At 70.6% G+C, this 23,718-nt stretch carries 27 protein-coding genes and 2 riboswitches; of the genes, 14 read left to right on the top strand and 13 right to left on the bottom strand.

Translation table 11 applies throughout. From position 1 onward, the window contains the following. Positions 1 to 10 precede the first annotated feature (10 nt). A complete protein-coding gene (locus VSH64_RS32805; RefSeq protein ID WP_456062107.1) occupies positions 11 to 1,516 on the top strand; it encodes an MFS transporter in 1,506 nt (501 codons plus the stop codon). Positions 1,517 to 1,561: 45 nt separating this feature from the next. Here the strand turns inward: VSH64_RS32805 and VSH64_RS32800 are convergent, their stop codons facing one another. Then, positions 1,562 to 2,506 (bottom strand): threonine ammonia-lyase, encoded by a 945-nt coding sequence (locus VSH64_RS32800; protein WP_326566617.1) that lies wholly within the window; start codon positions 2,504 to 2,506, stop codon positions 1,562 to 1,564. Positions 2,507 to 2,660: 154 nt separating this feature from the next. Here VSH64_RS32800 and VSH64_RS32795 point away from each other — a divergent pair, with 154 nt between their 5' ends. Then, on the top strand, positions 2,661 to 3,449 hold the full coding sequence (locus VSH64_RS32795) for a hypothetical protein (RefSeq protein WP_326566616.1): 789 nt from the start codon (positions 2,661 to 2,663) through the stop codon (positions 3,447 to 3,449). A 31-nt stretch (positions 3,450 to 3,480) separates the two neighbouring features. Here the strand turns inward: VSH64_RS32795 and thiE are convergent, their stop codons facing one another. After that, positions 3,481 to 4,146: a thiamine phosphate synthase gene (thiE, locus tag VSH64_RS32790; protein WP_326566615.1), complete on the bottom strand. Its 666-nt coding sequence runs from the start codon at positions 4,144 to 4,146 to the stop codon at positions 3,481 to 3,483. Between the two features lie 30 nt (positions 4,147 to 4,176). Next, positions 4,177 to 4,282, top strand: a riboswitch (TPP riboswitch). On the opposite strand from thiE, the gene thiO reads away from it, so the two are divergent. The 5 genes from thiO to VSH64_RS32765 all read left to right on the top strand — a co-directional run bounded on the left by thiO (position 4,276) and on the right by VSH64_RS32765 (position 7,611). Continuing rightward, positions 4,276 to 5,352, top strand: a complete 1,077-nt coding sequence (gene thiO, locus VSH64_RS32785) for a glycine oxidase ThiO (RefSeq protein ID WP_326566614.1) — start codon at positions 4,276 to 4,278, stop codon at positions 5,350 to 5,352. Its footprint overlaps the riboswitch before it by 7 nt. Next, positions 5,352 to 5,552: a sulfur carrier protein ThiS gene (gene thiS, locus VSH64_RS32780; RefSeq protein ID WP_326566613.1), complete on the top strand. Its 201-nt coding sequence runs from the start codon at positions 5,352 to 5,354 to the stop codon at positions 5,550 to 5,552. The genes thiO and thiS overlap by 1 nt, the downstream gene beginning before the upstream one ends. 2 nt (positions 5,553 to 5,554) lie before the next feature. Further along, a complete protein-coding gene (gene thiG, locus VSH64_RS32775) occupies positions 5,555 to 6,310 on the top strand; it encodes a thiazole synthase (protein ID WP_326566612.1) in 756 nt (251 codons plus the stop codon). Between the two features lie 178 nt (positions 6,311 to 6,488). After that, on the top strand, positions 6,489 to 6,920 hold the full coding sequence (locus VSH64_RS32770) for a MarR family winged helix-turn-helix transcriptional regulator (protein WP_326566611.1): 432 nt from the start codon (positions 6,489 to 6,491) through the stop codon (positions 6,918 to 6,920). Positions 6,921 to 7,146: 226 nt separating this feature from the next. Continuing rightward, the gene (locus VSH64_RS32765; protein WP_326566610.1) at positions 7,147 to 7,611 is read left to right on the top strand and encodes a DUF4190 domain-containing protein; all 465 of its coding nucleotides are present in this window, start codon (positions 7,147 to 7,149) and stop codon (positions 7,609 to 7,611) included. Between the two features lie 54 nt (positions 7,612 to 7,665). Here VSH64_RS32765 and thiD (VSH64_RS32760) read toward each other — a convergent pair whose 3' ends face one another. Further along, entirely contained in the window at positions 7,666 to 8,499 is an 834-nt protein-coding gene (gene thiD, locus VSH64_RS32760) for a bifunctional hydroxymethylpyrimidine kinase/phosphomethylpyrimidine kinase (RefSeq protein WP_326566609.1), read from the bottom strand. 114 nt (positions 8,500 to 8,613) lie between these two features. Here thiD (VSH64_RS32760) and VSH64_RS32755 point away from each other — a divergent pair, with 114 nt between their 5' ends. Further along, positions 8,614 to 9,633, top strand: a complete 1,020-nt coding sequence (locus tag VSH64_RS32755) for a phosphatidylinositol-specific phospholipase C domain-containing protein (protein WP_326566608.1) — start codon at positions 8,614 to 8,616, stop codon at positions 9,631 to 9,633. 63 nt (positions 9,634 to 9,696) lie between these two features. Here the strand turns inward: VSH64_RS32755 and VSH64_RS32750 are convergent, their stop codons facing one another. Beyond that, a complete protein-coding gene (locus tag VSH64_RS32750) occupies positions 9,697 to 10,620 on the bottom strand; it encodes an NADP-dependent oxidoreductase (protein ID WP_326566607.1) in 924 nt (307 codons plus the stop codon). Between the two features lie 101 nt (positions 10,621 to 10,721). On the opposite strand from VSH64_RS32750, the gene VSH64_RS32745 reads away from it, so the two are divergent. Further along, positions 10,722 to 11,117 (top strand): winged helix-turn-helix transcriptional regulator, encoded by a 396-nt coding sequence (locus VSH64_RS32745; protein WP_326566606.1) that lies wholly within the window; start codon positions 10,722 to 10,724, stop codon positions 11,115 to 11,117. A 23-nt stretch (positions 11,118 to 11,140) separates the two neighbouring features. Here the strand turns inward: VSH64_RS32745 and VSH64_RS32740 are convergent, their stop codons facing one another. From VSH64_RS32740 to VSH64_RS32725, 4 genes are all read right to left on the bottom strand, one after another. After that, positions 11,141 to 11,350, bottom strand: a complete 210-nt coding sequence (locus VSH64_RS32740) for a hypothetical protein (RefSeq protein WP_326566605.1) — start codon at positions 11,348 to 11,350, stop codon at positions 11,141 to 11,143. A gap of 17 nt (positions 11,351 to 11,367) precedes the next feature. Next, positions 11,368 to 12,186, bottom strand: a complete 819-nt coding sequence (gene thiD / locus VSH64_RS32735; protein ID WP_326566604.1) for a bifunctional hydroxymethylpyrimidine kinase/phosphomethylpyrimidine kinase — start codon at positions 12,184 to 12,186, stop codon at positions 11,368 to 11,370. Positions 12,187 to 12,213: 27 nt separating this feature from the next. Then, positions 12,214 to 13,857 carry a phosphomethylpyrimidine synthase ThiC gene (thiC, locus tag VSH64_RS32730; protein WP_326566603.1) on the bottom strand — a complete coding sequence of 548 codons (1,644 nt, stop codon included), beginning with the start codon at positions 13,855 to 13,857 and terminating at the stop codon, positions 12,214 to 12,216. After that, a riboswitch (TPP riboswitch) is annotated at positions 13,851 to 13,982 on the bottom strand. It overlaps the preceding gene by 7 nt. 939 nt (positions 13,983 to 14,921) lie before the next feature. Then, positions 14,922 to 15,497 (bottom strand): peptide deformylase, encoded by a 576-nt coding sequence (locus tag VSH64_RS32725; RefSeq protein WP_326566602.1) that lies wholly within the window; start codon positions 15,495 to 15,497, stop codon positions 14,922 to 14,924. A 139-nt stretch (positions 15,498 to 15,636) separates the two neighbouring features. On the opposite strand from VSH64_RS32725, the gene VSH64_RS32720 reads away from it, so the two are divergent. Together VSH64_RS32720 and VSH64_RS32715 are read left to right on the top strand one after the other, a co-directional pair. Continuing rightward, on the top strand, positions 15,637 to 15,945 hold the full coding sequence (locus tag VSH64_RS32720; RefSeq protein WP_285972050.1) for a DUF3263 domain-containing protein: 309 nt from the start codon (positions 15,637 to 15,639) through the stop codon (positions 15,943 to 15,945). Continuing rightward, a complete protein-coding gene (locus VSH64_RS32715) occupies positions 15,942 to 16,634 on the top strand; it encodes a LytR C-terminal domain-containing protein (protein WP_326566601.1) in 693 nt (230 codons plus the stop codon). Before VSH64_RS32720 ends, VSH64_RS32715 begins: the two co-directional genes overlap by 4 nt. 52 nt (positions 16,635 to 16,686) lie before the next feature. Here the strand turns inward: VSH64_RS32715 and VSH64_RS32710 are convergent, their stop codons facing one another. After that, positions 16,687 to 18,966: an AAA family ATPase gene (locus tag VSH64_RS32710; protein ID WP_326566600.1), complete on the bottom strand. Its 2,280-nt coding sequence runs from the start codon at positions 18,964 to 18,966 to the stop codon at positions 16,687 to 16,689. A gap of 5 nt (positions 18,967 to 18,971) precedes the next feature. Next, on the bottom strand, positions 18,972 to 19,595 hold the full coding sequence (locus VSH64_RS32705) for a nitroreductase family protein (RefSeq protein WP_326566599.1): 624 nt from the start codon (positions 19,593 to 19,595) through the stop codon (positions 18,972 to 18,974). A 75-nt stretch (positions 19,596 to 19,670) separates the two neighbouring features. Between VSH64_RS32705 and VSH64_RS32700 the strand changes: the two genes are divergently transcribed. Then, on the top strand, positions 19,671 to 20,303 hold the full coding sequence (locus VSH64_RS32700; RefSeq protein ID WP_326566598.1) for a TetR/AcrR family transcriptional regulator C-terminal domain-containing protein: 633 nt from the start codon (positions 19,671 to 19,673) through the stop codon (positions 20,301 to 20,303). A gap of 11 nt (positions 20,304 to 20,314) precedes the next feature. Here VSH64_RS32700 and pssA read toward each other — a convergent pair whose 3' ends face one another. Together pssA and VSH64_RS32690 are read right to left on the bottom strand one after the other, a co-directional pair. Beyond that, entirely contained in the window at positions 20,315 to 21,316 is a 1,002-nt protein-coding gene (gene pssA / locus VSH64_RS32695) for a CDP-diacylglycerol--serine O-phosphatidyltransferase (RefSeq protein WP_326566597.1), read from the bottom strand. 2 nt (positions 21,317 to 21,318) lie between these two features. Further along, positions 21,319 to 22,032: a phosphatidylserine decarboxylase gene (locus tag VSH64_RS32690; RefSeq protein ID WP_326566596.1), complete on the bottom strand. Its 714-nt coding sequence runs from the start codon at positions 22,030 to 22,032 to the stop codon at positions 21,319 to 21,321. Positions 22,033 to 22,294: 262 nt separating this feature from the next. On the opposite strand from VSH64_RS32690, the gene VSH64_RS32685 reads away from it, so the two are divergent. Beyond that, the gene (locus tag VSH64_RS32685) at positions 22,295 to 22,471 is read left to right on the top strand and encodes a hypothetical protein (protein WP_326566595.1); all 177 of its coding nucleotides are present in this window, start codon (positions 22,295 to 22,297) and stop codon (positions 22,469 to 22,471) included. A 58-nt stretch (positions 22,472 to 22,529) separates the two neighbouring features. On the opposite strand, the gene VSH64_RS32680 is transcribed toward VSH64_RS32685, so the two are convergent. Continuing rightward, positions 22,530 to 22,838, bottom strand: a complete 309-nt coding sequence (locus tag VSH64_RS32680; protein ID WP_326566594.1) for a GlsB/YeaQ/YmgE family stress response membrane protein — start codon at positions 22,836 to 22,838, stop codon at positions 22,530 to 22,532. 77 nt (positions 22,839 to 22,915) lie between these two features. Between VSH64_RS32680 and VSH64_RS32675 the strand changes: the two genes are divergently transcribed. Further along, positions 22,916 to 23,476 (top strand): ArsR/SmtB family transcription factor, encoded by a 561-nt coding sequence (locus VSH64_RS32675; RefSeq protein WP_326566593.1) that lies wholly within the window; start codon positions 22,916 to 22,918, stop codon positions 23,474 to 23,476. The last annotated feature ends 242 nt before the right edge of the window (positions 23,477 to 23,718 follow it).

Genomic DNA, 23,718 nt, shown 5'->3' with positions numbered 1-23,718 from the left:
GGGTACCCCGCTGGCCCGCGGGGTGCTGGCGACGACGATCCTCGGCTCGGGCATGGCCATGCTCGACGGCACGATCGTCAACGTCGCGCTGCCGCGGATCGGCGAAGAGCTCGGGGCCACCGTCGCGGGTCTGCAGTGGATCCTGGACGGCTACATGCTGGCGCTGGCCGCGCTGATCCTCGTGGCCGGCTCGCTCGGTGACCGCTACGGCCGGCGCCGCATGTACCTCATCGGCGTGGTCTGGTTCGGCGTCGCCTCCGGGCTGTGCTCGATCGCCACCTCGACCACGGAGCTGGTGGTCTTCCGGATCATCCAGGGCATCGGCGGTGCGCTGCTCACGCCGGGCTCCCTGGCGATCCTGCAGTCGTCGTTCCGGCACAACGACCGGGCCCGTGCGATCGGCGCGTGGTCCGGGCTCGGTGGTCTGGCCGCGGCGGCCGGACCACTGCTCGGCGGCGTGCTCGTGCAGGTCTGGTCCTGGCGGCTGGCGTTCCTGATCAACGTGCCGCTCGCCGTGGTCGTGGTGCTCATGGCGCTGAAATTCGTGCCCGAGTCGCGCGACGAGACGGCCACCGGCCACCCGGACTTCACGGCGGCCGCGACCGGCGCGATCGGGTTGGCCGGGATCACCGGAGCGCTGGTCGAAGCACCCGGGCGCGGCATCGGCGACCCGATCGTGCTCATCGCGCTGGTCGCCGGCGTCGCCGGGCTCGGGGTGTTCCTGTGGCTGCAGCACCACTCGCACGAGCCGCTCGTGCCGCCCAGCCTGTTCCGCGACCGCACGTTCTCCCTGTCCAACGCGCTCACGTTCGTGGTCTACGCCGCTCTCGGCGCCGTGATGATGCTGCTCGTGCTGCAGCTGCAGGTGTCCCTGAACTACCCGCCGACGCTCGCCGGCCTGGCCGGGCTGCCGATCACGATCATCATGCTGCTGCTCTCGGGTCGCTCCGGTGCGCTGGCGCAGCGCATCGGCCCGCGGCTGCAGCTGGTGGTCGGACCCATCGTGATCGGCATCGGCATGCTGCTGCTGATCCGCGTCGGGCCGGGGTCTTCCTACCTCGGCTCGGTGTTCCCCGCGGTGGTCGTGTTCGGCCTCGGGCTGGCGTGCACGGTGGCGCCGGTGACCGCGACGGTGCTCGCCGCGGCCCCCGATCGCTACGCCGGTGTCGCGTCCGGAGTCAACAATGCGATCGCCCGAACGGGTGGTCTTCTTGCGGTCGCCGTGCTGCCCGCGGCGGCCGGACTCACGGGTTCCGCCTACCGGGATCCGGTCGCGCTGACGTCCGGGTGGCGCACGGCGCTGCTCATCTGCGCCGTGCTGGCGATCGCCGGGGGCCTCATCGCGTTGGGGATTCACAACGGCGTGCTCGCCGCGCCGGACGAGCCGGCCGCGGGCGACGCCACCGCCGGGGCGGCGCGGACCGTCGACGACGAGTCGCCCCACCCCGGCGAGTGCCTGCACTGCGGCGTGGAGGGCCCGCCCACGCACGTCCGTCCCGGACCCCCGCACTCCTGAGCCCGCGCGTCTGACCCCGCGGTCCTGCCCGTCCGGGCGAGACCGTCAGGCGAGCAGCTCGGCCAGCATCGCCGGGTCGACGTTGCCGCCGGACACCACGGACACCGTCTTGCCGCCGGGCAGCTCGCCGGCGTGGTGCAGGAACGCCGCCGTGGCCGTGGCGCCGCTGGGCTCGGCCACGAGCCGCGCCCGGCGGGCCAGCACGCGCACGGCGTCGCGGATCTCGTCCTCGGTCACGGTGACGATGCCGTCGAGCACGTTCTGCAAGTGCGCGAACGTGAGGTCCGACGGCTGGGCGCGCAGGCCGTCGGCGATCGTGCGCGCTCGCCGGTCCATGGGCCATTCGACGCGGCGGCCGGCGCGCAGGCTCTCGGCGGTGTCACCGGCCAGCTCGGGCTCGACGCCGATCACCTTCGCGCCCGGGCGCAGCGCCTTGATCGCCGTGCCGACGCCGGAGGCGAACCCGCCGCCGCTCACCGGCACGAGCACGGTGTCGACGTCCGGCAGGTCGGTGGCGATTTCCAGGCCCGCCGTGCCCTGGCCGGCGATCACGTCGAGGTGGTCGAACGGCGGGATGAACGTGAGCCCGCGCTCGCGCGCCAGCTCGGTCGCGCGCGGCTCCTGGTCCGCGATCGGCACCTCCACCACCTCGGCACCCCAGCGCTTAGTGGCCTCGACCTTGAGCCGCGGCGCCACGTCCGGCACCACGATCACGGCCGGGATCCCGAACGCGTTCGCCGAGTAGGCGACCGCCTGCGCGTGGTTACCGCTCGAATACGCGACCACGCCGCGTGCGCGCTGCGTGTCGTCGAGTGAAGCGATCGCGTTGTACGCGCCGCGGATCTTGAACGCGCCGATCTGTTGCAGGCTCTCGGGTTTGAGCCACAACTGCCCTTCGGCCCAGGGCTGGCGCAGGAGCGGCGTGCGCACCGCGTGGTCGGCCACGCGCTTCGCCGCGGCCTCGATGTCGGAGATCGTCACCAATCGCATGTGGTGAGTATGTCAGGAAAGTGTGAGCTGTAGTCCATCCACTATGGACAGTCAACGTGTCCTCGCTCACGGATGGGCAACGTGGGGAGTTCTTCGCGCGCCTTACCCGTTGAACACCGGAGGGGAAATCGTCGGGCACCAGCAGAACGGGATCATGAGTCAGCAGCAGGAAAAGACGTCGGAGCAGGGCGAGAAGAAGAGCTTCCGCCCCGCGCAGGTGGTGGCGACGGCACTGGCCGCGGTCACGGCCGCGCTGCTCGGTTCGACGCTCGGCGTGGCGGGCACCGTGGTGGGGGCCGGGGTGGCGAGCGTGATCACCACCGTCGGAGCCGAGCTGTACCTGCGTTCGCTGCAGCGCACGCGCGAGGCGGCCGTGAAGGCGCGCGCCGTGCTCGCCACGGCGGGGCAGCGCCGCGGCGGCAAACAAGGCCTGTCACCGGTCGAGGACCCTGCGCAGATGCCGACCGTGCTGCTGCCGCTCGACCCGTCGGAGATGCCGACGGTGCGGATCTCGAAGCTGACCGCGCCGGCCGAGCCCGAGGAGTCGTTCGGCGACAAGCTGAGGAAGCTGCGCTGGCCGATCATCATCGGCACGAGCGTGGTGGCCACGGCCGTCGCGATCGCCGTGGCCGTGGGTGCCGAACTGGCCGGTGTCGTTCAGCCGGGGTTCGTCCGCGACGATCCGGGCACGAGCCAGCACCAGGAACAGGACAAGAACACCAACCCGCCCGCGACCTCGGAGAACACCGCTCCGCCGAGCGAGACCGAGTCCAACACACCGCCGCCGAGTTCGTCCTCCTCGAGCACGCCGACCAGCGAGAGCCCGACCCCGGACAGCTCGGCGAGCGACACCCCGCCGCCGTCGAGCACGGGTGGCGCGGCGTCGACCACGCCGAGCGCGCCGCAGTCGAAGGGCGCGCCGTCGGGCACGCCGAATCCCTGAACCGAGCCGAGTCCCTAGCCGAGCCGAATCCCTAACCGAGCTGGGCCTTCAACGCCTGCGCGGCCGCCTTCGGGTCCTCGGCTTCGGTGATCGCCCGGACCACCACGATCCGCGACGCACCGGCCGCCAGCACCTCCGGCAGCCGCTCGGAGTCGATGCCGCCGATCGCGAACCACGGCCGGTCGGTACCGGTTTTCGCGGTGGCCCGCACCAGGTCGAGGCCCGGTGCGAACCGGCCGGGCTTGGTGGGCGTCGGCCAGCACGGGCCGGTGCAGAAGTAGTCCACGCCGTCCTCGGCCGCCGCGGCCGTGGCCTGCTCGATGGAGTGCGTCGAGCGGCCGATCACCACGTCCTCGCCCAGGATGCGGCGCGCGAGCGGCACGGGGATGTCGTCCTGGCCCAGGTGCAGCACGTCGGCGCCGACGGCCAGCGCGACGTCCGCGCGGTCGTTCACCGACAGCAGCGCACCGTGGCGCGCGCACGCTTCGGCGAGCACTTCGAGCGCCGCGATCTCGTGCGCGGCCTCGAGCGGTGAGCCGTTCGTCTTGTCCCGCAGCTGCACGATGTCGACGCCGCCGGCCAGCGCCGCGTCGATGAACTCGGCGAGGTCACCGCGTGCCGCGCGGGCGTCGGTGCACAGGTACAGGCGCGAATCGGCCAGGCGGGTGCGGATCTGTGATCCGGTCAGGGCGGGCATGGCGGGGACGTTACCCGCGCACTAGAGTGGGGTGGTCCGCACGGGAGCCCGAGGCACGGGCTGAGAGGGAGCTGCCGCTCCGACCGTGGAACCTGATCCGGGTCATGCCGGCGCAGGGAGCGTGATTCCATGAGCAAGACCCTCACCGTCGTCGGCGGCGGTGTCATCGGGTTGTCCGCGGCCTGGCGCGCGGCGGCCCGCGGTTTCCGCGTCACGGTGGTCGACCCTTCGCCCGCGCGCGGCGCGTCGTGGCTGGCCGGCGGCATGCTGGCGCCGGTCACCGAGGCGTGGCCGGGTGAGGAGCACGTGCTCCGCCTCGGCGAGGAGTCGCTGCGGCGCTGGCCCGCGTTCGCGCGCGAGCTGGCGGCCGAAGGCGTGGACCCGGGGCTGGCTGAGCACGGCACGATCGTGGTCGCGTTCGACAGTGCCGACGCCGGACACCTCGACATCCTCGCCGAGTACCTGACCTCGCTGGGCCGCGACGTCGAGCGGCTCACCGGCCGGGCGGCGCGCAAGCTCGCGCCGGGGCTCGGTGCGGTGCGCAGCGGCCTGCACGTGCCCGGTGACCTGGCCGTGGACAACCGGAAGCTGCTCACGGCCCTGGTCGACGCGTGCACGAAGCGCGGCGTCGAGTTCCTGGCCGAGCGGGTGACGAACCTCGAGGACCTGGCCGGTCCCACCGTGCTCGCCGCCGGCGCCTGGACGGGTGCGCTGCACCCGCTGCTGGCCGACGCCGTGCGGCCGCTCAAGGGCGAGATCCTGCGGCTGCGCCCGCGGCGGGGCTGCCTGCCACCGCCCGCGCACACCGTGCGCGCGATGGTGGAAGGCCGGCCGATCTACCTCGTACCGCGCGCCGACGGTGAGCTGGTGCTCGGCGCGACGCAGTACGAAGCCGGCTTCGACGAGACCGTGACCGCACGCGGCGTGCGCGAGCTGCTCGAAGGCGCCGAACGGATCCTGCCGGGTATCACCGAGTACGAGCTCGTGGAGACCGCGGCCGGGCTGCGTGCGGGAAGCCGCGACGCGCTGCCGTACATCGGTGAGCTCGCCGAAGGCGTGTACGCGGCGACCGGCCACCACCGCAACGGCCTGCTGATGGCCCCCGTGACCGCCGACGCGGTGCTCGCGTGGCTGGCCGGCGAGGCCCCGCCCGACGAGATCGGGGCGGCCGCGCCGGCCCGGTTGCTGGAAAAGGAGCGAGTCTGATGGAGATCAAGGTCAACGGGAGCTGGCGCGAGTTCCCCGACGGCACCACCGTGTCCGAGGTGCTCGACGCGCTCGACGTGAGCCGCCAGGGCGTGGCCGTCGCGGTGAACGGCGAGGTCGTGCGGCGCGGCGAGTGGGCCGAGTCGGTGGTGCCGAAGGGCGCCGACATCGACGTGCTGACCGCGGTGCAGGGAGGCTGACGATGGACGACACCCTGGTCATCGGCGAGCACAAGCTCTCGTCCCGGCTGATCATCGGCACCGGCGGCGCCGGCAACCTGTCGGTGCTGGAACGCGCGCTGATCGCGTCGGGCACCGAGCTCACCACCGTCGCGATGCGCAAGGCCGACGCCGACGGCGGCACCGGTGTGCTGGGCCTGGTGCGGCGGCTCGGCATCAAGCTGCTGCCCAACACCGCCGGTTGCCGCACGGCCGCCGAGGCCGTGCTCACCGCGCAGCTCGCGCGCGAGGCGCTCGACACGGACCTGATCAAGCTCGAGGTCCACGCCGACGACCGCACGCTGCTGCCCGATCCGTTCGAAACCCTCGACGCCGCCGAGCAGCTGGCGGCCGACGGATTCACCGTGCTCGCCTACACCAACGACGACCCGGTGCTGGCGCTGCGGCTGGAAGAAGCCGGCTGCGCGGCCGTGATGCCGCTGGGCGCGCCGATCGGCACCGGCCTCGGCATCCGCAACCCGCACAACATCGAGCTGATCGTGTCCCGCGCGATGGTGCCGGTCGTGCTCGACGCCGGCATCGGCACGGCGTCCGACGCCTGCCTGGCCATGGAGCTCGGCTGCGACGCCGTGCTCCTGTCCACCGCCGTCACGCGCGCCAAGGACCCGGAACGGATGGCCGCGGCCATGCGCGCCGGTGTGGAGGCGGGCCGGCTGGCGCGCGACGCCGGCCGGGTGCCGCAGCGGTTCTGGGCCCACGCGTCGAGCCCGCCCCGCTGACCCCTTCGTGCCCACGGGGTAACCCCGGGTAAGCCACGTGGTGCAAGTGGGCCGCGTTTCCCGACCCGGTCGGTGATTTCGTCCGCGCTTAACGCCGAACGAGCACCGGCAGGCCTTATGGTGGACGGCACATTTCCGGCGCAAAGGCGGCGGGCAACAGCGGCAAGAGGAGCCAGCCGTGACTCTATCCTCGGTCCAGGACGTCTCGGGCAGGTTGTACCTGGCCGTGGGACGGCTGTCGCGCTCGTTGCGGCAGGCGGGGGTCCCCGGGCCCGGCCACGGCGCCATCTCGGCCCTCGCCACGCTCGTCCACTTCGGTCAGCTGCGCCTCGGCGATCTCGCTGCGAAGGAGGGCGTCGCCGCGGCCACCATGTCGCGCATAATCGCCACCCTCGTGGAGGCCGGCTACGTCACGCGGGAATCCGACCCGGTCGACCGCCGGGCGTGGCTCGCGCGCGCGACGGAGGAGGGCGAGCGGCTCGTGTCCGGCGTGCGGTCCACCCGCGTGCAGGAGCTCAACCGCCGCCTCGACAAGCTGAGCCCGGAGTACCGCGAGGCGCTCACGATCGCGCTGCCGGCGCTGGAGGCGTTGATCGCCGACGAAAGCTGACGGGGGCTGACAGGGGCTGCCGGGGGGCTGACGCCGCTGCGCGGCGAGCACCCAGAGGGAGGCCGGCGCGGGCGAAGACGGCCGACCGCGTCCACATTGCAATCGCCTGTTCAGGGAAATCAGGTGGCCCCGAACCGCACGATGCGTAACGATCGGGCGATCCACCCGATTATAGGGTGCGCCGGGCCGGTTGGCCTCGGCTTTCATCGTGGAAAGGCGACACCCCGTGAGCACGCCCGACAACCCCCAGCAGCCGCAGTACCAGCAGTACCCGACCAACCCGAGCGGTGCCTACGGCGCTCCGCAGGCTGCGGGCTACGGCCAGCCGGTGTCCGCGCCGCGCAACGGGTTCGGCATCACCGCCCTGGTCCTGGGCATCATCGCCCTCGTCCTGTGCTGGACGGTCTGGGCCGGCATCATCCTCGGCGTTCTCGCGCTGATCTTCGGCATCCTCGGCATCAAGCGCGCCAACCGCGGGGAGGCCACCAACAAGGGTGCCTCGATCGCCGGCCTCGTCACGGGTGTCATCGGCCTGGTCATCGGCGCTGTGATCCTGATCGCCATCGGCTCGATCTTCGCCAGCGTCGGCAGCCAGATCAGCGACCTGCAGGACTGCCTCAAGTCGGCGACGACCACCCAGGCGCAGGAGCAGTGCCAGCAGCAGTTCAGCGACAGCGTGCAGAACCGCTGATCGAGTAGGCGACAGATCACCCGGGCGAGGGATTTTCCTCGCCCGGGTATTTTGTCACCTTTCTTCGGGCGCCAGCCGCCAGAACGCCGAGACCGGCCCCACCTTCGCGCCCATCGGGTACGAGTGCTCCACCGCGTGGGACACGAACCACTTCCCGTAGCGCGCCGCCTCCACGACCGACATCCCCTTCGCCAGCCCGGCGGTGAGCGCCGACGCCATCGTGTCGCCGGCGCCGTGGGTGTGCGGGGTGTTGAACCGCGGCCCCGGCAGCTCCACGAACGTCGACCCGTCGAAGAGCAGATCCACGCACTCCGGGTCGGCCACGAGGTGGCCGCTCTTCACGAGCACGTACTTCGGACCCAAGCGGTGCAACGCGACCGCCGCGGTGTGCATGCCTTCGCGGTCGGTCACGGTCAACCCGGTCAGCAGCCGCACCTCGTCGAGATTCGGCGTGAGCACCGTGGCGCGCGGCAGCAGTTCCTCGCGCAGCGCGGCGAGTCCCGCGGCGTCGAAGAGCGGGTGGCCGGTCATCGACGCGGCCACCGGGTCGACCACGAACGGCACCTCGTGATCCCGCCCGATGCCGGCGTTGTCACAAGCCGCGGCCACGGCGTGGATGATCTGCGCCGACGCGAGCATGCCCGTTTTCGCCGCGCCCACACCCATGTCCGACGCGACGGCCTCGATCTGGCCGGCGACGACGTGGGGCGGGATGTCCGCGCGATCGTGCACCCCCAACGTGTTCTGCACCGTCACGGCGGTCACGGCGACGAGCCCGTGGACCCCACAAGTGAGGAATGTCCGCAAATCGGCCTGCAAGCCGGCGGCTCCGCCGGAGTCGGAACCGGCGATGGTCAACGCCGACGGCGGGCTCGCGTTCTCAGTCATGGCAGTTTCCGACTTCTGGTCTAGTCCATTTGGTCAGCTGTCCTTCATCCACAGTCCATCACGGTGGCACAGTGTGAGAGCCATCGCACTACCCGTGTGGGCGAAGGGGCCAGGATGAAACTCTCTGCAGTGGTCGTGACGGTCGGCGTGCTCGTGGCCGCGTCGTTGTCCGGGACAGCCGTGGCGAACGCGGACAGTCCGAAGCTCTCGCACGTGACCACGGTCGGCGTGCACAACACCTACGACCCGGCGGCGTACCCGTTCCTCGCGCAGGCGCTGGACAACGGTTCGTCGCTGATCGAGCTCGACGTGTGGCCCGACTTCATCACGCACGAGTGGAAGGTGAGCCACTCGAACCCGTTGGGGAACGCCAACAACTGCGTCGCGGCGTCCTCCACCGCCGATCTCTACAAGGGCGGCACGAACAAGAACCTCGAGTACTGCCTCGACGACATCCGCATCTGGCTCGCCGCGCACCCGGATCACACGCCGCTCACGTTGAAGCTCGAGATGAAGACGGGCTTCTCGGACAACACCGGCATGGGCCCGGACGAGCTCGACGCCGCGTTCCGCGCCCACCTCGGCAGCGCCGTCTTCAAGCCGGCCGACCTGCTCGGCAGCTACGCGACCCTCGACGACGCGGCCAAGGCGGACAACTGGCCCACCGTCGACGCCTTGCACGGCAAGGTGCTGACCGAGATCATCCCGGGCACGGTCGAGGAGCAGAACCCGACCGACACCCTGCACACCGACGTCGAATACGCGAACTACCTGCTGGCGCAGAAGAACGCGGGCAAGCTCGGCGACGTGCAGATCTTCCCGACCGTGCACGGCGCCGTCGGCGGCGACCCGCGCGACAAGTACGCCGCGAACCTCAAGCCCTGGTTCGTGGTCTTCGACGGCGACGCCAACGCCTGGGTCACCCAGACCGGCCCGTGGTGGTACGACGCCAACCACTACTACGTGGTGATGACCGACGGCCAGAACGTGGCCCCCGCCATCGATGACCACAACCCGACCGTCGACCAGGCCAACCAGCGCGTGGCGGAACTGGCGGCACAGCACGCTTCCGTGGTCACGTCCGACTGGACCGGCCTCACCACGGTGCTGCCGCAGGTGGTCGCGCGCGGCTGAGTGTTCCGCACTGTCCACAGTGAACGGCCCCCGGGTTTTCCTGCTCAGGGGCCGTTCCGGCGGTCAGACGGTGAGGACGAGCTTCCCGGTCACCCGGCCGGCTTCGCCCACCTCGTGGGCTTTCGCCGCGTCTTCGAGCGCGAACGTCTGGTCCACGTGCACCTTCAGCTGCCCGGCTTCGATCAGCTCCACGAGGCCCAGTAGCCCGATGCGATCCGGTTCCACCAGGATTCCCGCGGTTCGAACGCCGCGCTTTGCTGCTTCCTTCTCCACAGCCGGGGCCACCCCGCCGGGAACGCAGATCACCAGCCCGCCTTCCTTCACCGCCGGCAGCCACCGCAGATCGCTGCGCTCGTCGACCAGTCCCAAGTGGACGTCGAGGTCGGTCGCCGTCGCGTTCTCGTCGCGGTAGTCGATTGGCTCGTCGACGCCGATCGAGCGCAGGAAGTCGTGTTTCGCCGCGCTGGCCGTGCCGAGCACGTACGCGCCGCGCGCCTTGGCGATCTGCACGGCGAGGTGCCCGACACCCCCGGCGGCCGCGTCCACGAGCACGCGCTGTCCACTCCGGACGTTCGCCACGTCGACCAGTGCCTGCCACGCCGTGAGCCCCGCCAGCGGCAACCCGGCCGCCTCCACGTGCGACAGCCCGGCGGGCTTGCGCACGAACTGCCGCGACGGCGCCGTCACGTACTCCGCATACGCCGACGCGGCGCGCGGGAACCACGGCATGCCCAGCACCTCGTCGCCGGCTTCCAGCCCGGTCGCCCCGAACCCGACCTCCTCGACGACGCCGGACACGTCCCAGCCCACCGTGTAAGGCGGCTCACCCAGGAACACCGCGTGCGCCCGCGACTTCCAGTCCACGGGATTCACCCCGGCGGCGTGCACCCGCACCAGCACCTCCGTCGGCGCGGGCGTCGGCCGGGGCACGTCCACGACCTGCAACACCTCGGGGCCACCGAACTCCTGCTGGGTCACCAAGCGCATGGGGGATCTCTCCTTCACGATCGTTTTCCTCGGGGTACCCCATGGTCGCCGGAGGTGGTCACTTTTCGCCAGAAGGCACTTTCGCGTAAACTAGGTACCTGATGGATACCACCGCTGACCAGCAGACTTCGTGGGACGTGTACCTCAAGAACTGTCCCTGCCGCGATGTTCTCGACCTGCTCGCGAACAAGTGGACCGCGCTGGTCCTGGGCGCGCTCGAGCAGCGGCCGCACCGCTTCGGCGAGCTGCGCCGAGCCGTGGGCGGCATCAGCCAGAAGATGCTCACGCAGAACCTGCGCTACCTGGAGCGCGACGGGTTCGTGAGCCGCACGGTGTTCCCGACCACGCCGCCGACGGTGGAGTACGCGCTCACCGACATGGGCGCGGAGGTGAGCGCGCACCTCGTGGCGCTCAGCCGCTGGTCGCAGGTGAACTTCGACCGCATCCGCGAAGCGCGCGACGGCTACGACACCCGCACGCTCTCACCCGTCACCTGAGCCGATGTCGCGTTCTCGCGGACTCAGGTGAAGCGCGGCGGTACTTTCAGCACACTCGTCCGGTAATCCGTCACGGCGCGGCTCTCCGCGATGCCCGGTTTGGGGTCGAGGCCCCACTTGCGGATCACCTTGAGCGCCGCGGCCGGCTGGTGGTCGGTCACCAGCCGGTCGACCTCGAACTGCAGGTCCAGCGGCATTTGGGCCCACAGCGCGCGGGCGGCTTCGTCGGTCACCGTTCGATTGTGGCCCGTCAGTCGGCCAGCCGCCAGAACGGGGAGACCGGACCCACGCCCGCGCCGAGGGGATAGGCCTCGGCGACGCAGCGCTCGATGAACCGCTTCGCCTCGCGCACGGCCGTGGGCACGTCGGTGCCCTTGGCCAGCGACGACGTGATGGCCGAGGCCATGGTGTCGCCGCCGCCGTGGGTGTTCTCCGTGGCGATGCGCGGGCCGCTGAGCTCGACGACCTCGCCGCCGTTCGTGAGCAGGTCCACGCAGTCTTCGGCTTCGTAGAGGTGCCCGCCCTTCACGAGCACCCACTCGGAACCGAATTCCAGCAACGCCTCGGCCGCCGCGTGCTGCGTCGTCGCGCCGGTGACCGTGATGCCGGTGAGCAGCCGCACCTCGTCGAGGTTGGGCGTGATCAGCGTGGCGCGCGGGAAGAGCTCGGTGCGGATCGCCTCGAGCGCTTCCTCGCGCAGCAGCGCGTGGCCGGTCATCGACGCGGCCACCGGGTCGACCACGAACGGCGTGTCCGTGGTGCGTCCGATGTGGACCTCGTCGAGCGTTTTCGCCACGGCCTGGATGATGTCGGCCGTGGCGAGCATGCCGGTTTTGGCCGCGTTCACGCCCATGTCGCCGGCCACGGCCTTGATCTGGGCCGTGACCACGTCGACCGGGATCTCGGTGAAGCCCTGCACACCCAGGGAGTTCTGCACCGTGACGGCCGTGAGCGCGACGAGCCCGTGGACGCCGTGGGCGAAGAACGTGCGCAGGTCGGCCTGCACACCCGCACCACCGCCGGAGTCGGAGCCGGCGATGGTGAGGGCGGTGCGGGGTGTTCCAGTCATGACTGCTGCCTTTAATAGCGGGTGGAGCTACTGCCCGACGACCGGGAGGTAGACCTTGTTGCCCTGCTCGCCGAACTCGGCCGACTTCTCCGCCATGCCGGCCTCGATGGCCTCCACAGTGGACAGACCGTGCTCCTCGGCGTACTTGCGCACGTCGTGGGTGATCCGCATCGAGCAGAACTTCGGGCCGCACATCGAGCAGAAGTGCGCGGTTTTCGCCGGCTCCGCAGGCAGCGTCTCGTCGTGGTACGAGCGCGCGGTGTCGGGGTCGAGCGCCAAGTTGAACTGGTCGTTCCAGCGGAACTCGAAGCGTGCCTTGGACAGCTCGTCGTCCCACTCGTGCGCGTGGGGGTGGCCCTTGGCGAGGTCGGCGGAGTGCGCGGCGATCTTGTAGGTGATCACGCCGGTCTTCACATCGTCGCGGTTGGGCAGGCCGAGGTGCTCCTTCGGCGTGACGTAGCAGAGCATCGCCGTGCCGTACCAGCCGATCTGCGCCGCACCGATGGCCGAGGTGATGTGGTCGTACGCCGGCGCGATGTCAGTGGCGAGCGGGCCGAGGGTGTAGAACGGCGCCTCGCCGGTGAGCTGTTCTTCCAGCTCCACGTTTTCCTTGATCTTGTGCATGGGCACGTGGCCGGGGCCCTCGATCATCACCTGCACGTCGTGCTCGCGCGCGATGTGCGTGAGCTCACCGAGGGTTTCGAGCTCGGCGAACTGCGCGCGGTCGTTGGCGTCGGCGATGGAGCCGGGGCGCAGGCCGTCGCCGAGGGAGAAGGTGACGTCGTACTTGCGCAGGATCTCGCAGAGTTCCTCGAAGTTCGTGTACAGGAAGGATTCCTGGTGGTGCGCGAGGCACCACGCGGCCATGATCGAGCCGCCGCGGCTCACGATGCCGGTGACCCGGCGCGCGGTGAGCGGGATGTAGCGCAGCAGCACGCCGGCGTGCACGGTGACGTAGTCCACACCCTGCTCGCACTGCTCGATGATCGTGTCGCGGTACACCTCCCACGACAGCTTTTCCGGCTCCCCGTTCACCTTTTCCAGCGCCTGGTAGATCGGCACGGTGCCCACGGGCACGGGGGAGTTGCGCACGATCCACTCGCGCGTCTCGTGGATGCGCTTGCCGGTGGAGAGGTCCATGATCGTGTCGGCGCCCCAGCGGGTGGCCCACACCATCTTGTCGACCTCTTCCTCCACTGAGGACCAGACGGCCGAGTTGCCCATGTTCGCGTTGATCTTCACCAGGAACTTCTTGCCGATGATCATCGGCTCGCTCTCCGGGTGCTTGCGGTTCGCGGGGATCACCGCCCGCCCGCGCGCCACCTCGTCGCGCACGAACTCCGGCGAACACCGCTCCCGCGCGGCGATGAACTCCATTTCCCGCGTGATCACCCCGGCTTTGGCCCAGCCGAGCTGGGTGTTGTGCGCGCGGCCGTCGGCCCAGCCGGTGCGCAGCGGGTGCAGTCCCTTGTGGACGTCGATCTCCACGTCCGGGTCGGTGTAGGGCCCGGACGTGTCGTACACGTCGAAGTGCTCACCGTTCGACAGGTCGATGCGCCGCGCCGGAACCCGCAGGCCCGACTCGGTGCGGTGGTAGGTCTTGTGCGATCCGGTGATCGGCCCCGTGGTCACGGAAGGCGTGATGGCAGGCTCGTTCTCCAGCGTCGTCAACGACGTTCACTCCCTACGCCGGCATTACCCGGTCAGGTTCATGCGGTCGGCGGCACCGGGTGTCCGCAGATGGACACCAGCCGCCCTCTCAGCCCGCCAAGGCGCGAGCTCCCGCGTTGGTATGAGGTTGTCCCTCGACCATGCCACGGCGGATCATGCGAGCACAAGCGGCCTTGTCGACTGGTGTGTTCTTCACCGGTTCGGAGCAGGCAGCCGACAGCGGTTCACGTGGCCGTCACGTGCGCCTGCTTCGGGGCATCTCGTGAGGAAGGATTCTGCTCGCCGGGCTGGCGGGCGGTGTTGGCGATGAGCACGGTCCGGGTTCTTCCGGGTTCCGAAGCAGTCAAGAGGCCCCAGGCCGCCGCTCTCCGCGGATTCCGGGCGATTTCCGCCGACTGCTCCCGCGGCCTGCGCGATTACCTGTCCACCGTGCGCACGGTTCCGTCTTCACTGACGAGCCCCCGCTCCCGATCGTGCGCATCGTCTCGCGGGCCGGCAACTGCGGGAAGTCGTGGTCGAGCCGCTTGTGCCGCCGATGAGCTCAGTCTCCCGATCGTGCGCATCGTCTCACCGGCCGACAGCTGCCGGAAATCGCGGCGGAGCCGCTTGTGCCCCCGAGGACCTCAGGCTTCCGATTGTCCGCATCGTCTCACCGGCCGACAACTGCCGGAAATCGCGGCCGAGCCGCTTGTGCCCCCAGTAACTCACCTTGGGAAAGCCCCCACCCATCCTCGGGGGAACGGCCCTTGGCCAGTCTACCGCTCCCCACCGACAAAATAGTCTCCGAAGCGGAGTTGTCCACAGCGAAGCCGAGTTGTGGACAACACCAGAAAACCCACCCCCACAAAGAAAAACGCGCCGACGCAACACCGATCAAGGCTGCGCTGGAAAGCCTCCGGCAAAAAGGGAATCGTCATCGTTCGGGTGCATTCGTCAAACACCACGCCGGAGCAGGTCTGGGATGAGCCCCGCCGTCGTGCGCGAGCATTTCTTCGGCCGCCTACCCCGCTGAAACGACAAGTCTCCCGGTCCCAACCCCGGACCGGGAGACTTGTCGACAAACCTCAGACCTCAGCCGGCTCGTCCTCGTCCTTCGGGGGCAGCCAGCTCAGCCCCGGCACGCCCCACTTGTTCTTCTTCAGCATCTTCTTCGCCGCCCGCGCGTGCCGCCCCACGAGGCGGTCCAGGTAGAGGTGGCCGTCGAGGTGGTCGGTTTCGTGCTGGAGGCAGCGGGCGAAGTAGCCGGTGCCCTCGACGGAGATGGGCTCGCCGGTCACGTCGAAACCGGTCACGCGGGCCCAGGTCGCCCGGCCGGTCGGGTAGGACTCGCCGGGCACGGACAGGCAGCCTTCCCAGTCGTCGTCCGGGTCGGGCATGGTCTCGGGGATGTCGGAGGTCTCGAGGCGGGGGTTCACGACCAGGCCGCGGTGCTCGACGCCCTGGTCGTCGGGGCAGTCGTAGACGAACAGGCGCAGGTCGAGGCCGATCTGGTTGGCCGCGAGGCCCACGCCTTCGGCGGCGTACATCGTCTCGAACATGTCCTCGGTCAGCGTGCGCAGCTGCTCGTCGAACTCCGTGACCTCACGGGTCGGCTGGTGCAGCACGGGATCGCCGGCGATGCGGATGGGGTGGACGGTCACGAGCAGCGAGTTTAGTCGGACCCGTCTGATACACCTGGATCGGACCGTGACGCGCCGCGCCGGATGCCCATGTCGAGCATGGGTTCCGTGGTTGAATGGCGCCCGCGGAAGGACAGCCGACACCGATTGCGAGGACCGCATGGACGCCGCGGAGTCGATGGCTGGTGACCAGCCGTCGCCGCCGGAGAATGTGGGTGGCCTGACCGAGCGTGAGGTGGAGATCCTCGCGTTCGAGCGTCAGTGGTGGCGCCACGCCGGCGCCAAGGAGAACGCCATCCGGGAACGGTTTTCGCTGTCCTCGACCCGTTACTACCAGCTGCTGAACACACTGCTGGAAAAGCCTGAGGCCATGGCGGCCGACCCGATGCTGGTGAAGCGGCTGCGCAAGACGCGCGCCGCCCGGCAGCGCAAGCGCGGCGCCAGGCGGCTGGGGATCGAACTGTCATGAGCTTCTTGTCGGGGCTGTCCCGGCCCATGCGGGCCGCGGGCGTCGCTCTCATCGGCGTCGCAGTGATCGCCGCGATCGTCGGCGGCGTCACGGCGCTGTCGGGCGGCGGATCCAGCGACAACAACGCCGGGCCCACCAGCGCGAGCGGGTCACCGTCGGCACCGCAGTCCACGAGCGGGTCGTCTTCGTCGGCCCAGTCGTCGGCGCCTTCGTCGTCGGCGTCCTCCACGGCGCCGGCCAGCCAGCCGGGTCAGCCCAGCGGACAACCGGGGCAGCCCGGCCAGCCCGGCGGACAGCCAGGTCAGCCGGGCCAGTCAGGCCAACCCGGTCAGCCGGGTCAACCAGGCGGTCAGCCCGGCCAACCGGGCAACGGCCAGCAGGCATCCAACAAGTGGGTGACCGTGCGGGTCTACAACAACTCCACCATCCCGCACCTCGCCGAACAGGCCGCCGCCGATTTCCGCGCGTCGGGCTGGAACGTGCCCGAGGTCGGCAACTACCCCCAGGGCGTGCTCCCTCACACCGCGGCCTTCTACCGGCCGGGCACCGACGAGGAAGCGGCCGCGAAGCAGCTGGCCGCCGAGTTCGGGTTCCAGGCCGAGCCGCGGTTCGAGGGGATCCAGAACTCCAGCCCCGGCGTGATCGTGATCATCACGAAGGACTACCAGAGCGGCCACAAGGGCAGCTGACCCCAGTTTCACCGAAAAGAGGGCCTCACCCACTGGGTGAGGCCCTCTTTTGTCAGCGTTCCGCCTGCGCCTGCGCGTACGCCTCCAGCGTCGCGAGTTGCGCCGGGTCCAGCGAAGGCCGTACGACCGTGCGCGCCTTCTCCAGGTGCGCGGCGGTGACCACGTGCGCGTCGAGGGATTCGCGCATGGCCGTGAGCGCGGCCTCCCGGATGAGGGCGGCGCAGTCGGCGGCGGAGTAGCCCTCCAGGGTGGCCGCTACCGCCGCGAGATCCACATCGGACGCCAGCGGGGTGTTCTTCGACGTCGCCTTGAGGATCGCCGCCCGGGACTCGACGTCGGGCGGCGGCACGTAGATGCGCCGCTCGAGCCGGCCCGGCCGCAGCAGCGCCGGGTCCACCAGCTCGGGCCGGTTCGTGGCGCCGAGCACCACGACCTCCCGCATCGGCTCCACGCCGTCGAGCTCCGTGAGCAGGGCCGCGACCACGCGGTCGGCCACCCCCGAGTCGGACGACTGCCCGCGCCGCGGGGCCAGCGCGTCGATCTCGTCGAGGAAGATCAGCGACGGCGCGGCGTCGGCGGCCCGCCGGAACAGGTCACGCACCGCCCGCTCCGATTCGCCGACCCACTTGTCCAGCAGCTCGGCGCCCTTGATCGCGAACACGTTCAGCGCGCCCGTGCCCGCCAGCGCCCGCACGAGGAACGTCTTGCCACCACCGGGCGGCCCGTACAGCAGCACACCGCGCGGCGGGTCGATGCCCAGGCGGGCGAACGAATCGGGGTAGCGCAGCGGCCACAGCACCGTCTCGGTCAGCGCCTGCTTCACGTCGACCATGTTGCCCACGTCGTCGAGCGTGAGCCCGCCCGTGGCCAGGTTGTCCGAAGTGGACAGCGAGATCGGCCGCACGGTGGCCAGCGCGTCGAGCAGGTCGTGCTGCGAAATCCGCGGCTCGGCCACGTCCCGCTGGCGCAGCGCGGCGCGCAGGGCGGCGTCGCGGCGCAGCGCGATGAGGTCGGCCGCCACGAAACCAGGCGTCTTCTCGGCGAGCACGCCCAGGTCGGCCCCGGTTTCCACCGGCACGTCGCGCAGCAGGATCCGCAGCAGCTCCACGCGGGTCTTCGCGTCGGGGAGCGGCAGGCCCAGCTCGCGGTCGAGCAGGTCGGCGGTACGCAGCCGCGGGTCCACGGACTCGGCGCGCTGGGTCGTGGCCACCACGGCCAGGCCCTCGCGGCGCATGGCCGCGCGCAGCTCTTCGAGCACCACGGTGGCCACCGGCGGCGGCTGCGTGGCCGGCAGCAGCGCGTCGACGTCGTTGATCAGCAGCACGCCGGGCCCCTCACCGTCGGCGGCGCGGGTCACGGCCTCGCGCAACCGGGCGTGGGCCGCGTTCGGTTCCAGCACGGCGATGTTGGGCGCCACCAGCGACACCACGCGCACCTTCTCGGCGTTCGCCACCGAGCGCACGAGCGTCGCCTTGCCCACGCCCTCGGGCCCGGACAGCAACACGCCCAGGTGCGCCGACGTGCCCAGGCGCTCGAGCAGCTCCGGCCGGCGGAACGCCAGATCGAACCACTCGGCGAGCTTGCGCGCCGCCCCTTCCGCGCCCACGAGGTCGGCGACGGGCGGGATCGGTTCCTCGATCTCCTCGGTCTTGGTCTCCTCGACGATCTCCGCGTCGAGGTAGTCCTCGGCCGCCGTCACGGCCGTGCTGCGCACCAGGGCGGTCGCGCTGCGCGTGGGCACGGTCTCGGTCGGGGTCTCGCCCGTGCGGGCGCCGTCGCGCCAGCTGACCACAGTGGACGGTCCCACCACGACCACGCCGGCGGGCTCGGTGGCGGTGACGGTGAGCAGCTCGTTGGTCCACGTCGTGCCGATCGCGCGCGACAGCTGTCCGCGCACGGCCGCGACGTCGGAGCCTGGCGCGGGCGCCAGGTCCTGGGGGAGCAGCGAAACCGCGTCGCCGCGCGTGAGGACCTTGCCGGTGAGCGCGAGCCGCAGCGTCTGCGGCGGCACCGACACGCTGGCCAGCCGCGAGCCGGACACGGTGACTGTCTTCGCCGCCGCGACGTCGGCCGGCGTCACCACGATCTCGGCCCCCTCGGACACCCCGAGGTTCGACATCGTCACGTCGTCGGTCAGCACCACCCCCGGCGTGCCCTCCTCGGCCGGGGCGGCCAGCGCGGCGCTGCGGCGCGCGCCGGTGAGGTGCACCGCGTCCCAGGCCCGCAGGCCCAGCGCGTCGAGTACCTCGGGATGCAGCCGCACCACCCCGCGCCGCGAATCCAGCGCGGACGGCGTGTGCCTGACGGTCAGCGTGATCTGCGGGTCGCTCACGCCGTTCACCCTAGCGACGCGGACGCCACCCAGGCGTCGAACGACAGGATCTCGCCCACCGGTGGCCGGGCGGCGGGGGAGAACTCACGCTGCGTCGAATGCGCCACCGCGATGAGGCCGATTTGCGTCACGTCTTCCGGGATCCCCAGCAGTCGCGCGACGTCCGGCTCGTGGCCGGCGAGGTGGTAGCTGCACAGCGAGCTCGCAAGACCGCGCGTGCGCAGGGCGAGCTGGAAGCTCCAGATCGCCGGGTAGATCGAGCCGTAGAACGACGACTGCTCGGCGGCCGACGCCGGCGGCCGCCCCGGCATGCACGGCAGCACCAGCGCGGGCACGCGGTCGAGGTGGTCCACGAGGTGGCGGGCGGAGGCGAACATGCTCGTGTCGGCCAGGTGCGCGTAGCGCTGCCACACCTCGTGTGCGGCCTTCCTGGTGATCGCCGCGACCTCGGCGCGCAGCTCCGGATCCAGCACGGCGACCCAGCGCTGCGCGGCCAGCAGGCCACCGGCAGCCGGCGCCTGCTGGGCGATGCGCAGGCAGTCCTCGATCACCGCTGGGTCCACCGGTCGGTCGAGGTCCAGCTTGCGGCGCACGGAGCGGGTGGTGGTGAGCAGGGTTTCGGCGTCCATGGCGTCCCTCCGGGTCGATACTTACGACGTAAGCGTACACCGTAAGTACTTACGGCGTAAGCTACGATCTGACCCGTGGTGCGCGAAACCCTGACGCGGGAAAAGGTCCTCGACGAAGCGCTGGCGCTGGTGGACGCCGACGGCATGGGCGCGCTGTCGATGCGCAAGCTCGCCGCGCGCCTCGGCGTGGAGGCGATGTCGCTCTACAACCACGTGAAGAACAAAGGTGACCTGCTCGACGGGCTCACCGCGCGGGTCTTCGAGTCCGTGCCGCTGCCGGTGCCGTCGTGGCACTGGGAAGCCCGTGTGCGCCGGCTCGCCGAAGGCCTCTACACCGCGTTCACGCGGCATCCGGCCGTGGTGCGCGCGCTCGCCGCGGAGGAGGCGAACCCGCGCTCGCCCGGTGCGTTGCGCGTGATCGACGCGCTGCTGGGCGCGCTGCTCGACGGCGGGCTCGACGAAACCGCGGCCGCCCGTGGCTACCGCTCGGTGATGGGGCTCGTCTTCGGTGCCGCCCTGGCCGAGTCCGTGGCCGGAGGTGTCGCGCAGCGCGACGAACCGGTGGGCGACTGGTTCAGCCGCATGGTGACGCCGGAGGAGCTGCCGAACCTGTACCGCGTGCTGCCCTCACTGGCAGAGGTCGACTGCGTGCAGGACTTCCACGACCAGCTCGACCTGCTGCTGGGCGGTCTGCGCGCGGCCGGCTGAGCCGAGCCGGGTCAGCGGCGCCGGATCCCGATCCGTCGCCAGCTGCGGCGGCGCTGGTTCGGCCCGGACGTCGAGCTGTTCGAGCTGTTCGAGGTGCTGCTCGAGTGGTCGCGGTCGCGCAGGGCTCGCGTGGCGCGGACGAGGTCCGAGCCGTTGCGCGGCAGCCGCACCGCGCGCATGGCCGCGCCGGCGACGCGGCGGGACGCCGGGCGCAGCCGCAGGCGCCGCTGGGAGCGGGCGCGGCGGATGGCGCGGCGTTCGCGGGGCGGGACCGTCCAGGCTTCCGGGTGCGTGGCGAGCCAGCGGTGCCGGTACACGGAGTACGGAATGTGCAGCAGGTACAGCACCAGCGCGATGACCAGCGCCACCAGCGGGAACTGGATGATCGCGGCCGCCAGCAGGCCGACGCCCACCAGCAGCGGCGCGATGGCCTTCGCGGGCGCCTTCACGGTCTTGAGCGACAGCGTGGGGATGCGGCTGATGAGCAGCGCGGCGATGGCGATCGTCCAGGCGATCACCACGTACTGCTGCGACCACCAGCCCTCGCCCCACTGCAGCGTCGCGATGAGCGGCAGCATGGCCACGAGGCCACCGGCCGGGGCGGGCACGCCGACGAAGAACTCGGCGGCGTACGGCGGCTGGTCGGTGTCGTCGAGCAGGGTGTTGAAGCGCGCGAGGCGCAGGATCATGCAGACGGCGAAGATCAGCGAGGCCACCCAGCCGATGCGGTCTCCGTGCGACTGCCACACGTACAGCACCAGCGCCGGCGCCACGCCGAACGAGATGCCGTCGGACAGCGAGTCGAGCTCGGCGCCCATCTTCGACGTCGCGTCGAGCAGGCGCGCGATGCGCCCGTCGAGGCTGTCGAGCACCGCCGCGATGCCGATCGACGCGATGGACATCGCGTAGTTGCCGGTGAGCGCGAACTGCACGGCCGACAGCCCGGCGCACAGTGCCAGCACGGTGATGGCATTCGGCAGCAGCCGGATGCTCGGGGTGGTCACGCGGACCATGATCAGCCTTCTCCCAGAGCCGGGAGTTCGGCGATCACCGTCTCGCCACCGACCGTGCGCTGGCCCTTTTCGACGAGCACGCGGCTGCCGGGCGGCAGGTAGAGATCGACACGGGAGCCGAACCGGATGATGCCGTAGGTGGCGCCCGCGGCCACCTTGTCGCCCTCGTTGATCTCGCACAGGATGCGGCGTGCGACGAGGCCGGCGATCTGCACGACGACGAGCTCGTGGCCGTCGTCGGTGTGCATGAGCACGGAGTTGCGCTCGTTGTCCTCGCTCGCCTTGTCCAGGTCCGCGGAGAGGAACTTGCCCGGCCGGTAGGCCACCTTCTCGATCACGCCCGGCGCCGGGATCCGCTGCACGTGAACGTCGAACACCGACAGGAACACGCTCACGCGCATCCGCGGCACGGCGGGCAGCCCCAGCTCGGGCGGCGGCACGGCCTCCTCGATGAGGGACACGAGCCCGTCGGCCGAGGCCACGGCGATGTTGTCCCGCGACGGAGCCACGCGGGCGGGCTCGCGGAAGAACGCGGCCATGGCCGCCGTGGTGAGCGCGCCCACCACGCCGAGCTTCTTGGAGAACCGGCGCAGCACCAGCGTGGCCGCGATGCCGCCGAAGACGAACGGGCGGCCGGCGGGGTGCATCGGCGGGATGGTCTCCCGCGCGAGCTGCACTGCGTGCGTGAGGGGATTGCCGGTGGGCTTGCCGCTCATGGATCGGTTCCCCGCTGTTCGTTGCGTTCGGAGGGCGTTCGGGAGGAACGGACGGGTTTCGCGTCCGATTCGGGAGTCACCACGCTACCGCCCGTCGGCGGATCGACACGTGCAGGGCCGTCGGCGGCTCCCCCGTCAGGGTTTCCCCGGCGCGGGTGGGGGTGCCCACAAACCGGTAACGACGGATCGAATTCCTCGACAACTCTCAGGAGTACGACCCGCTCGGGACCGGTGCCCGGGCTCCCCCTGCCGAGGAAGCGCGATGTCTGTCCCCGATCCGCTCACCGAGCTGCTGTGTGCCTGGCGCCGGGAGATCTCCGCTGCGCCGATGCCCGTGCTCGTGGACACGGCGCACGCCGTGCGCTTGGTCCGGGAGGCGATCCGGGCGGGCCGGGTGCATGCGTCCCCCGACGACGCATGCACCCGGACGCGGAACTGACCAGTTTAGGCGGATTCCCGCGGTTACTGACGGTTCGTGGTGAAACCGTGACCAGCGGTCACCGGTAGTCGTTGCGGCGGTAGTCGTCGTGGTCGCGGGGGCGCCGGGTCAGCGAGCTGACCAGCCGCAGCACCGCGAGGAGCACGATCGCGCCCAGGATCGCGACGCCGAAGCTCGGGAAGTCGAACTCGAAGCGCTGCTGCTCACCCGTCGCCAGCCGGTAGATGAAGCCGCCGAGCGCCGCCCCGAGCACCCCGACGAGCACGCTGACCAGACACCCCTGCCGGCGCCGGTCCGACCCGCCGACCACGAGGTTCGCGAGCCACCCGACGAGCGCGCCGAAGATGATCCAGCTGAAGAAACCCATGGCGGCGAGGATACCGGCTGGGTTCCTTGCACAAGAGGTGTTGTGCAAGCGATGTTGTACAACTACTCTTGTTCATTATGAACGACGACGTACGGCAGATCCGCGAGTCCCACGTGTTGGCCGCCATGTCTCATCCGCTGCGGGTGCGCTTGCTCGACCTGCTCAAGCTCGACGGCCCGGCCACCGCCTCGACGCTCGCCGAACGCACGGCCTCGGCCGTCGGCAACATCAGCCACCACCTGAAGGTGCTCTCCGCGGCCGGCCTGGTGGAGGAAGCACCGGAACTCGCCCGCGACCGCCGCGAGCGCTGGTGGCGCCGCCCTTCGCGCGGACTGTCCTGGTCCACTTCGGACTTCGTCGGCGACCCGGTGGCCGACGCGGCGGAGGTTCTGGCGCTCGACCGCCAGGCCGCGCTGTCGCGGCAGTGGCTGTCGGAGCTGGAAACGGCCCCGGTTGTTTGGCGCGACGCGTGGTTCACGAACGAAACGTGGGCGCGGTTGTCGCCGGGTGAGTTGGCGGAGTTGAGTTCGCGGGTTACGGCGTTGTTCGGGGAGTACACCGATCGGGCCGGTCTTGATGACGGGGTTGAGCGGGAGCCGGTGTTTCTTTTTGCGCGAGGGTTTCGCGCGGAGCCGTGATCGGATTTTTCTGTTGTGTCGGTTGGGTTTCTTCGGTTATCCACAACTCGGGTTGGCTGTGGACAAGTCGGCTTTGGTGATCTTTTTGTCGGTGGGGAGCGATAGACTGGCCAAGGGCCGTTCCCCCGAGGATGGGTGGGGGCTTGTCCGAGGTGAGTTGCTGGGGGCACAAGGGGTTTTGCCGAGTTGGTGCGGCCGGATACGTCCACCTCGAATGGGAAATCCAGCAGGCCCGGCTGATT

Origin of the sequence: Amycolatopsis rhabdoformis (assembly GCF_035918295.1) — a bacterium.
GTDB classification, from domain to species: Bacteria; Actinomycetota; Actinomycetes; order Mycobacteriales; family Pseudonocardiaceae; genus Amycolatopsis; species Amycolatopsis rhabdoformis.
Note: the sequence above shows the minus strand (reverse complement) of the source record. Positions and strands in the feature narration are given on the sequence as shown.

Coding starts and splice junctions, on each gene's coding strand:
- VSH64_RS32800 (WP_326566617.1), bottom strand. CDS start 2,506: ATGCGATTGGTGACGATCTCCGACATCGAGGCCGCGGCGAAGCGCGTG.
- VSH64_RS32795 (WP_326566616.1), top strand. CDS start 2,661: ATGAGTCAGCAGCAGGAAAAGACGTCGGAGCAGGGCGAGAAGAAGAGC.
- thiE (WP_326566615.1), bottom strand. CDS start 4,146: ATGCCCGCCCTGACCGGATCACAGATCCGCACCCGCCTGGCCGATTCG.
- thiO (WP_326566614.1), top strand. CDS start 4,276: ATGAGCAAGACCCTCACCGTCGTCGGCGGCGGTGTCATCGGGTTGTCC.
- thiS (WP_326566613.1), top strand. CDS start 5,352: ATGGAGATCAAGGTCAACGGGAGCTGGCGCGAGTTCCCCGACGGCACC.
- thiG (WP_326566612.1), top strand. CDS start 5,555: ATGGACGACACCCTGGTCATCGGCGAGCACAAGCTCTCGTCCCGGCTG.
- thiD (WP_326566609.1), bottom strand. CDS start 8,499: ATGACTGAGAACGCGAGCCCGCCGTCGGCGTTGACCATCGCCGGTTCC.
- VSH64_RS32755 (WP_326566608.1), top strand. CDS start 8,614: ATGAAACTCTCTGCAGTGGTCGTGACGGTCGGCGTGCTCGTGGCCGCG.
- VSH64_RS32750 (WP_326566607.1), bottom strand. CDS start 10,620: ATGCGCTTGGTGACCCAGCAGGAGTTCGGTGGCCCCGAGGTGTTGCAG.
- VSH64_RS32745 (WP_326566606.1), top strand. CDS start 10,722: ATGGATACCACCGCTGACCAGCAGACTTCGTGGGACGTGTACCTCAAG.
- thiD (WP_326566604.1), bottom strand. CDS start 12,186: ATGACTGGAACACCCCGCACCGCCCTCACCATCGCCGGCTCCGACTCC.
- VSH64_RS32720 (WP_285972050.1), top strand. CDS start 15,637: ATGGACGCCGCGGAGTCGATGGCTGGTGACCAGCCGTCGCCGCCGGAG.
- VSH64_RS32715 (WP_326566601.1), top strand. CDS start 15,942: ATGAGCTTCTTGTCGGGGCTGTCCCGGCCCATGCGGGCCGCGGGCGTC.
- VSH64_RS32705 (WP_326566599.1), bottom strand. CDS start 19,595: ATGGACGCCGAAACCCTGCTCACCACCACCCGCTCCGTGCGCCGCAAG.
- pssA (WP_326566597.1), bottom strand. CDS start 21,316: ATGGTCCGCGTGACCACCCCGAGCATCCGGCTGCTGCCGAATGCCATC.
- VSH64_RS32690 (WP_326566596.1), bottom strand. CDS start 22,032: ATGAGCGGCAAGCCCACCGGCAATCCCCTCACGCACGCAGTGCAGCTC.
- VSH64_RS32685 (WP_326566595.1), top strand. CDS start 22,295: ATGTCTGTCCCCGATCCGCTCACCGAGCTGCTGTGTGCCTGGCGCCGG.
- VSH64_RS32680 (WP_326566594.1), bottom strand. CDS start 22,838: ATGGGTTTCTTCAGCTGGATCATCTTCGGCGCGCTCGTCGGGTGGCTC.
- VSH64_RS32675 (WP_326566593.1), top strand. CDS start 22,916: ATGAACGACGACGTACGGCAGATCCGCGAGTCCCACGTGTTGGCCGCC.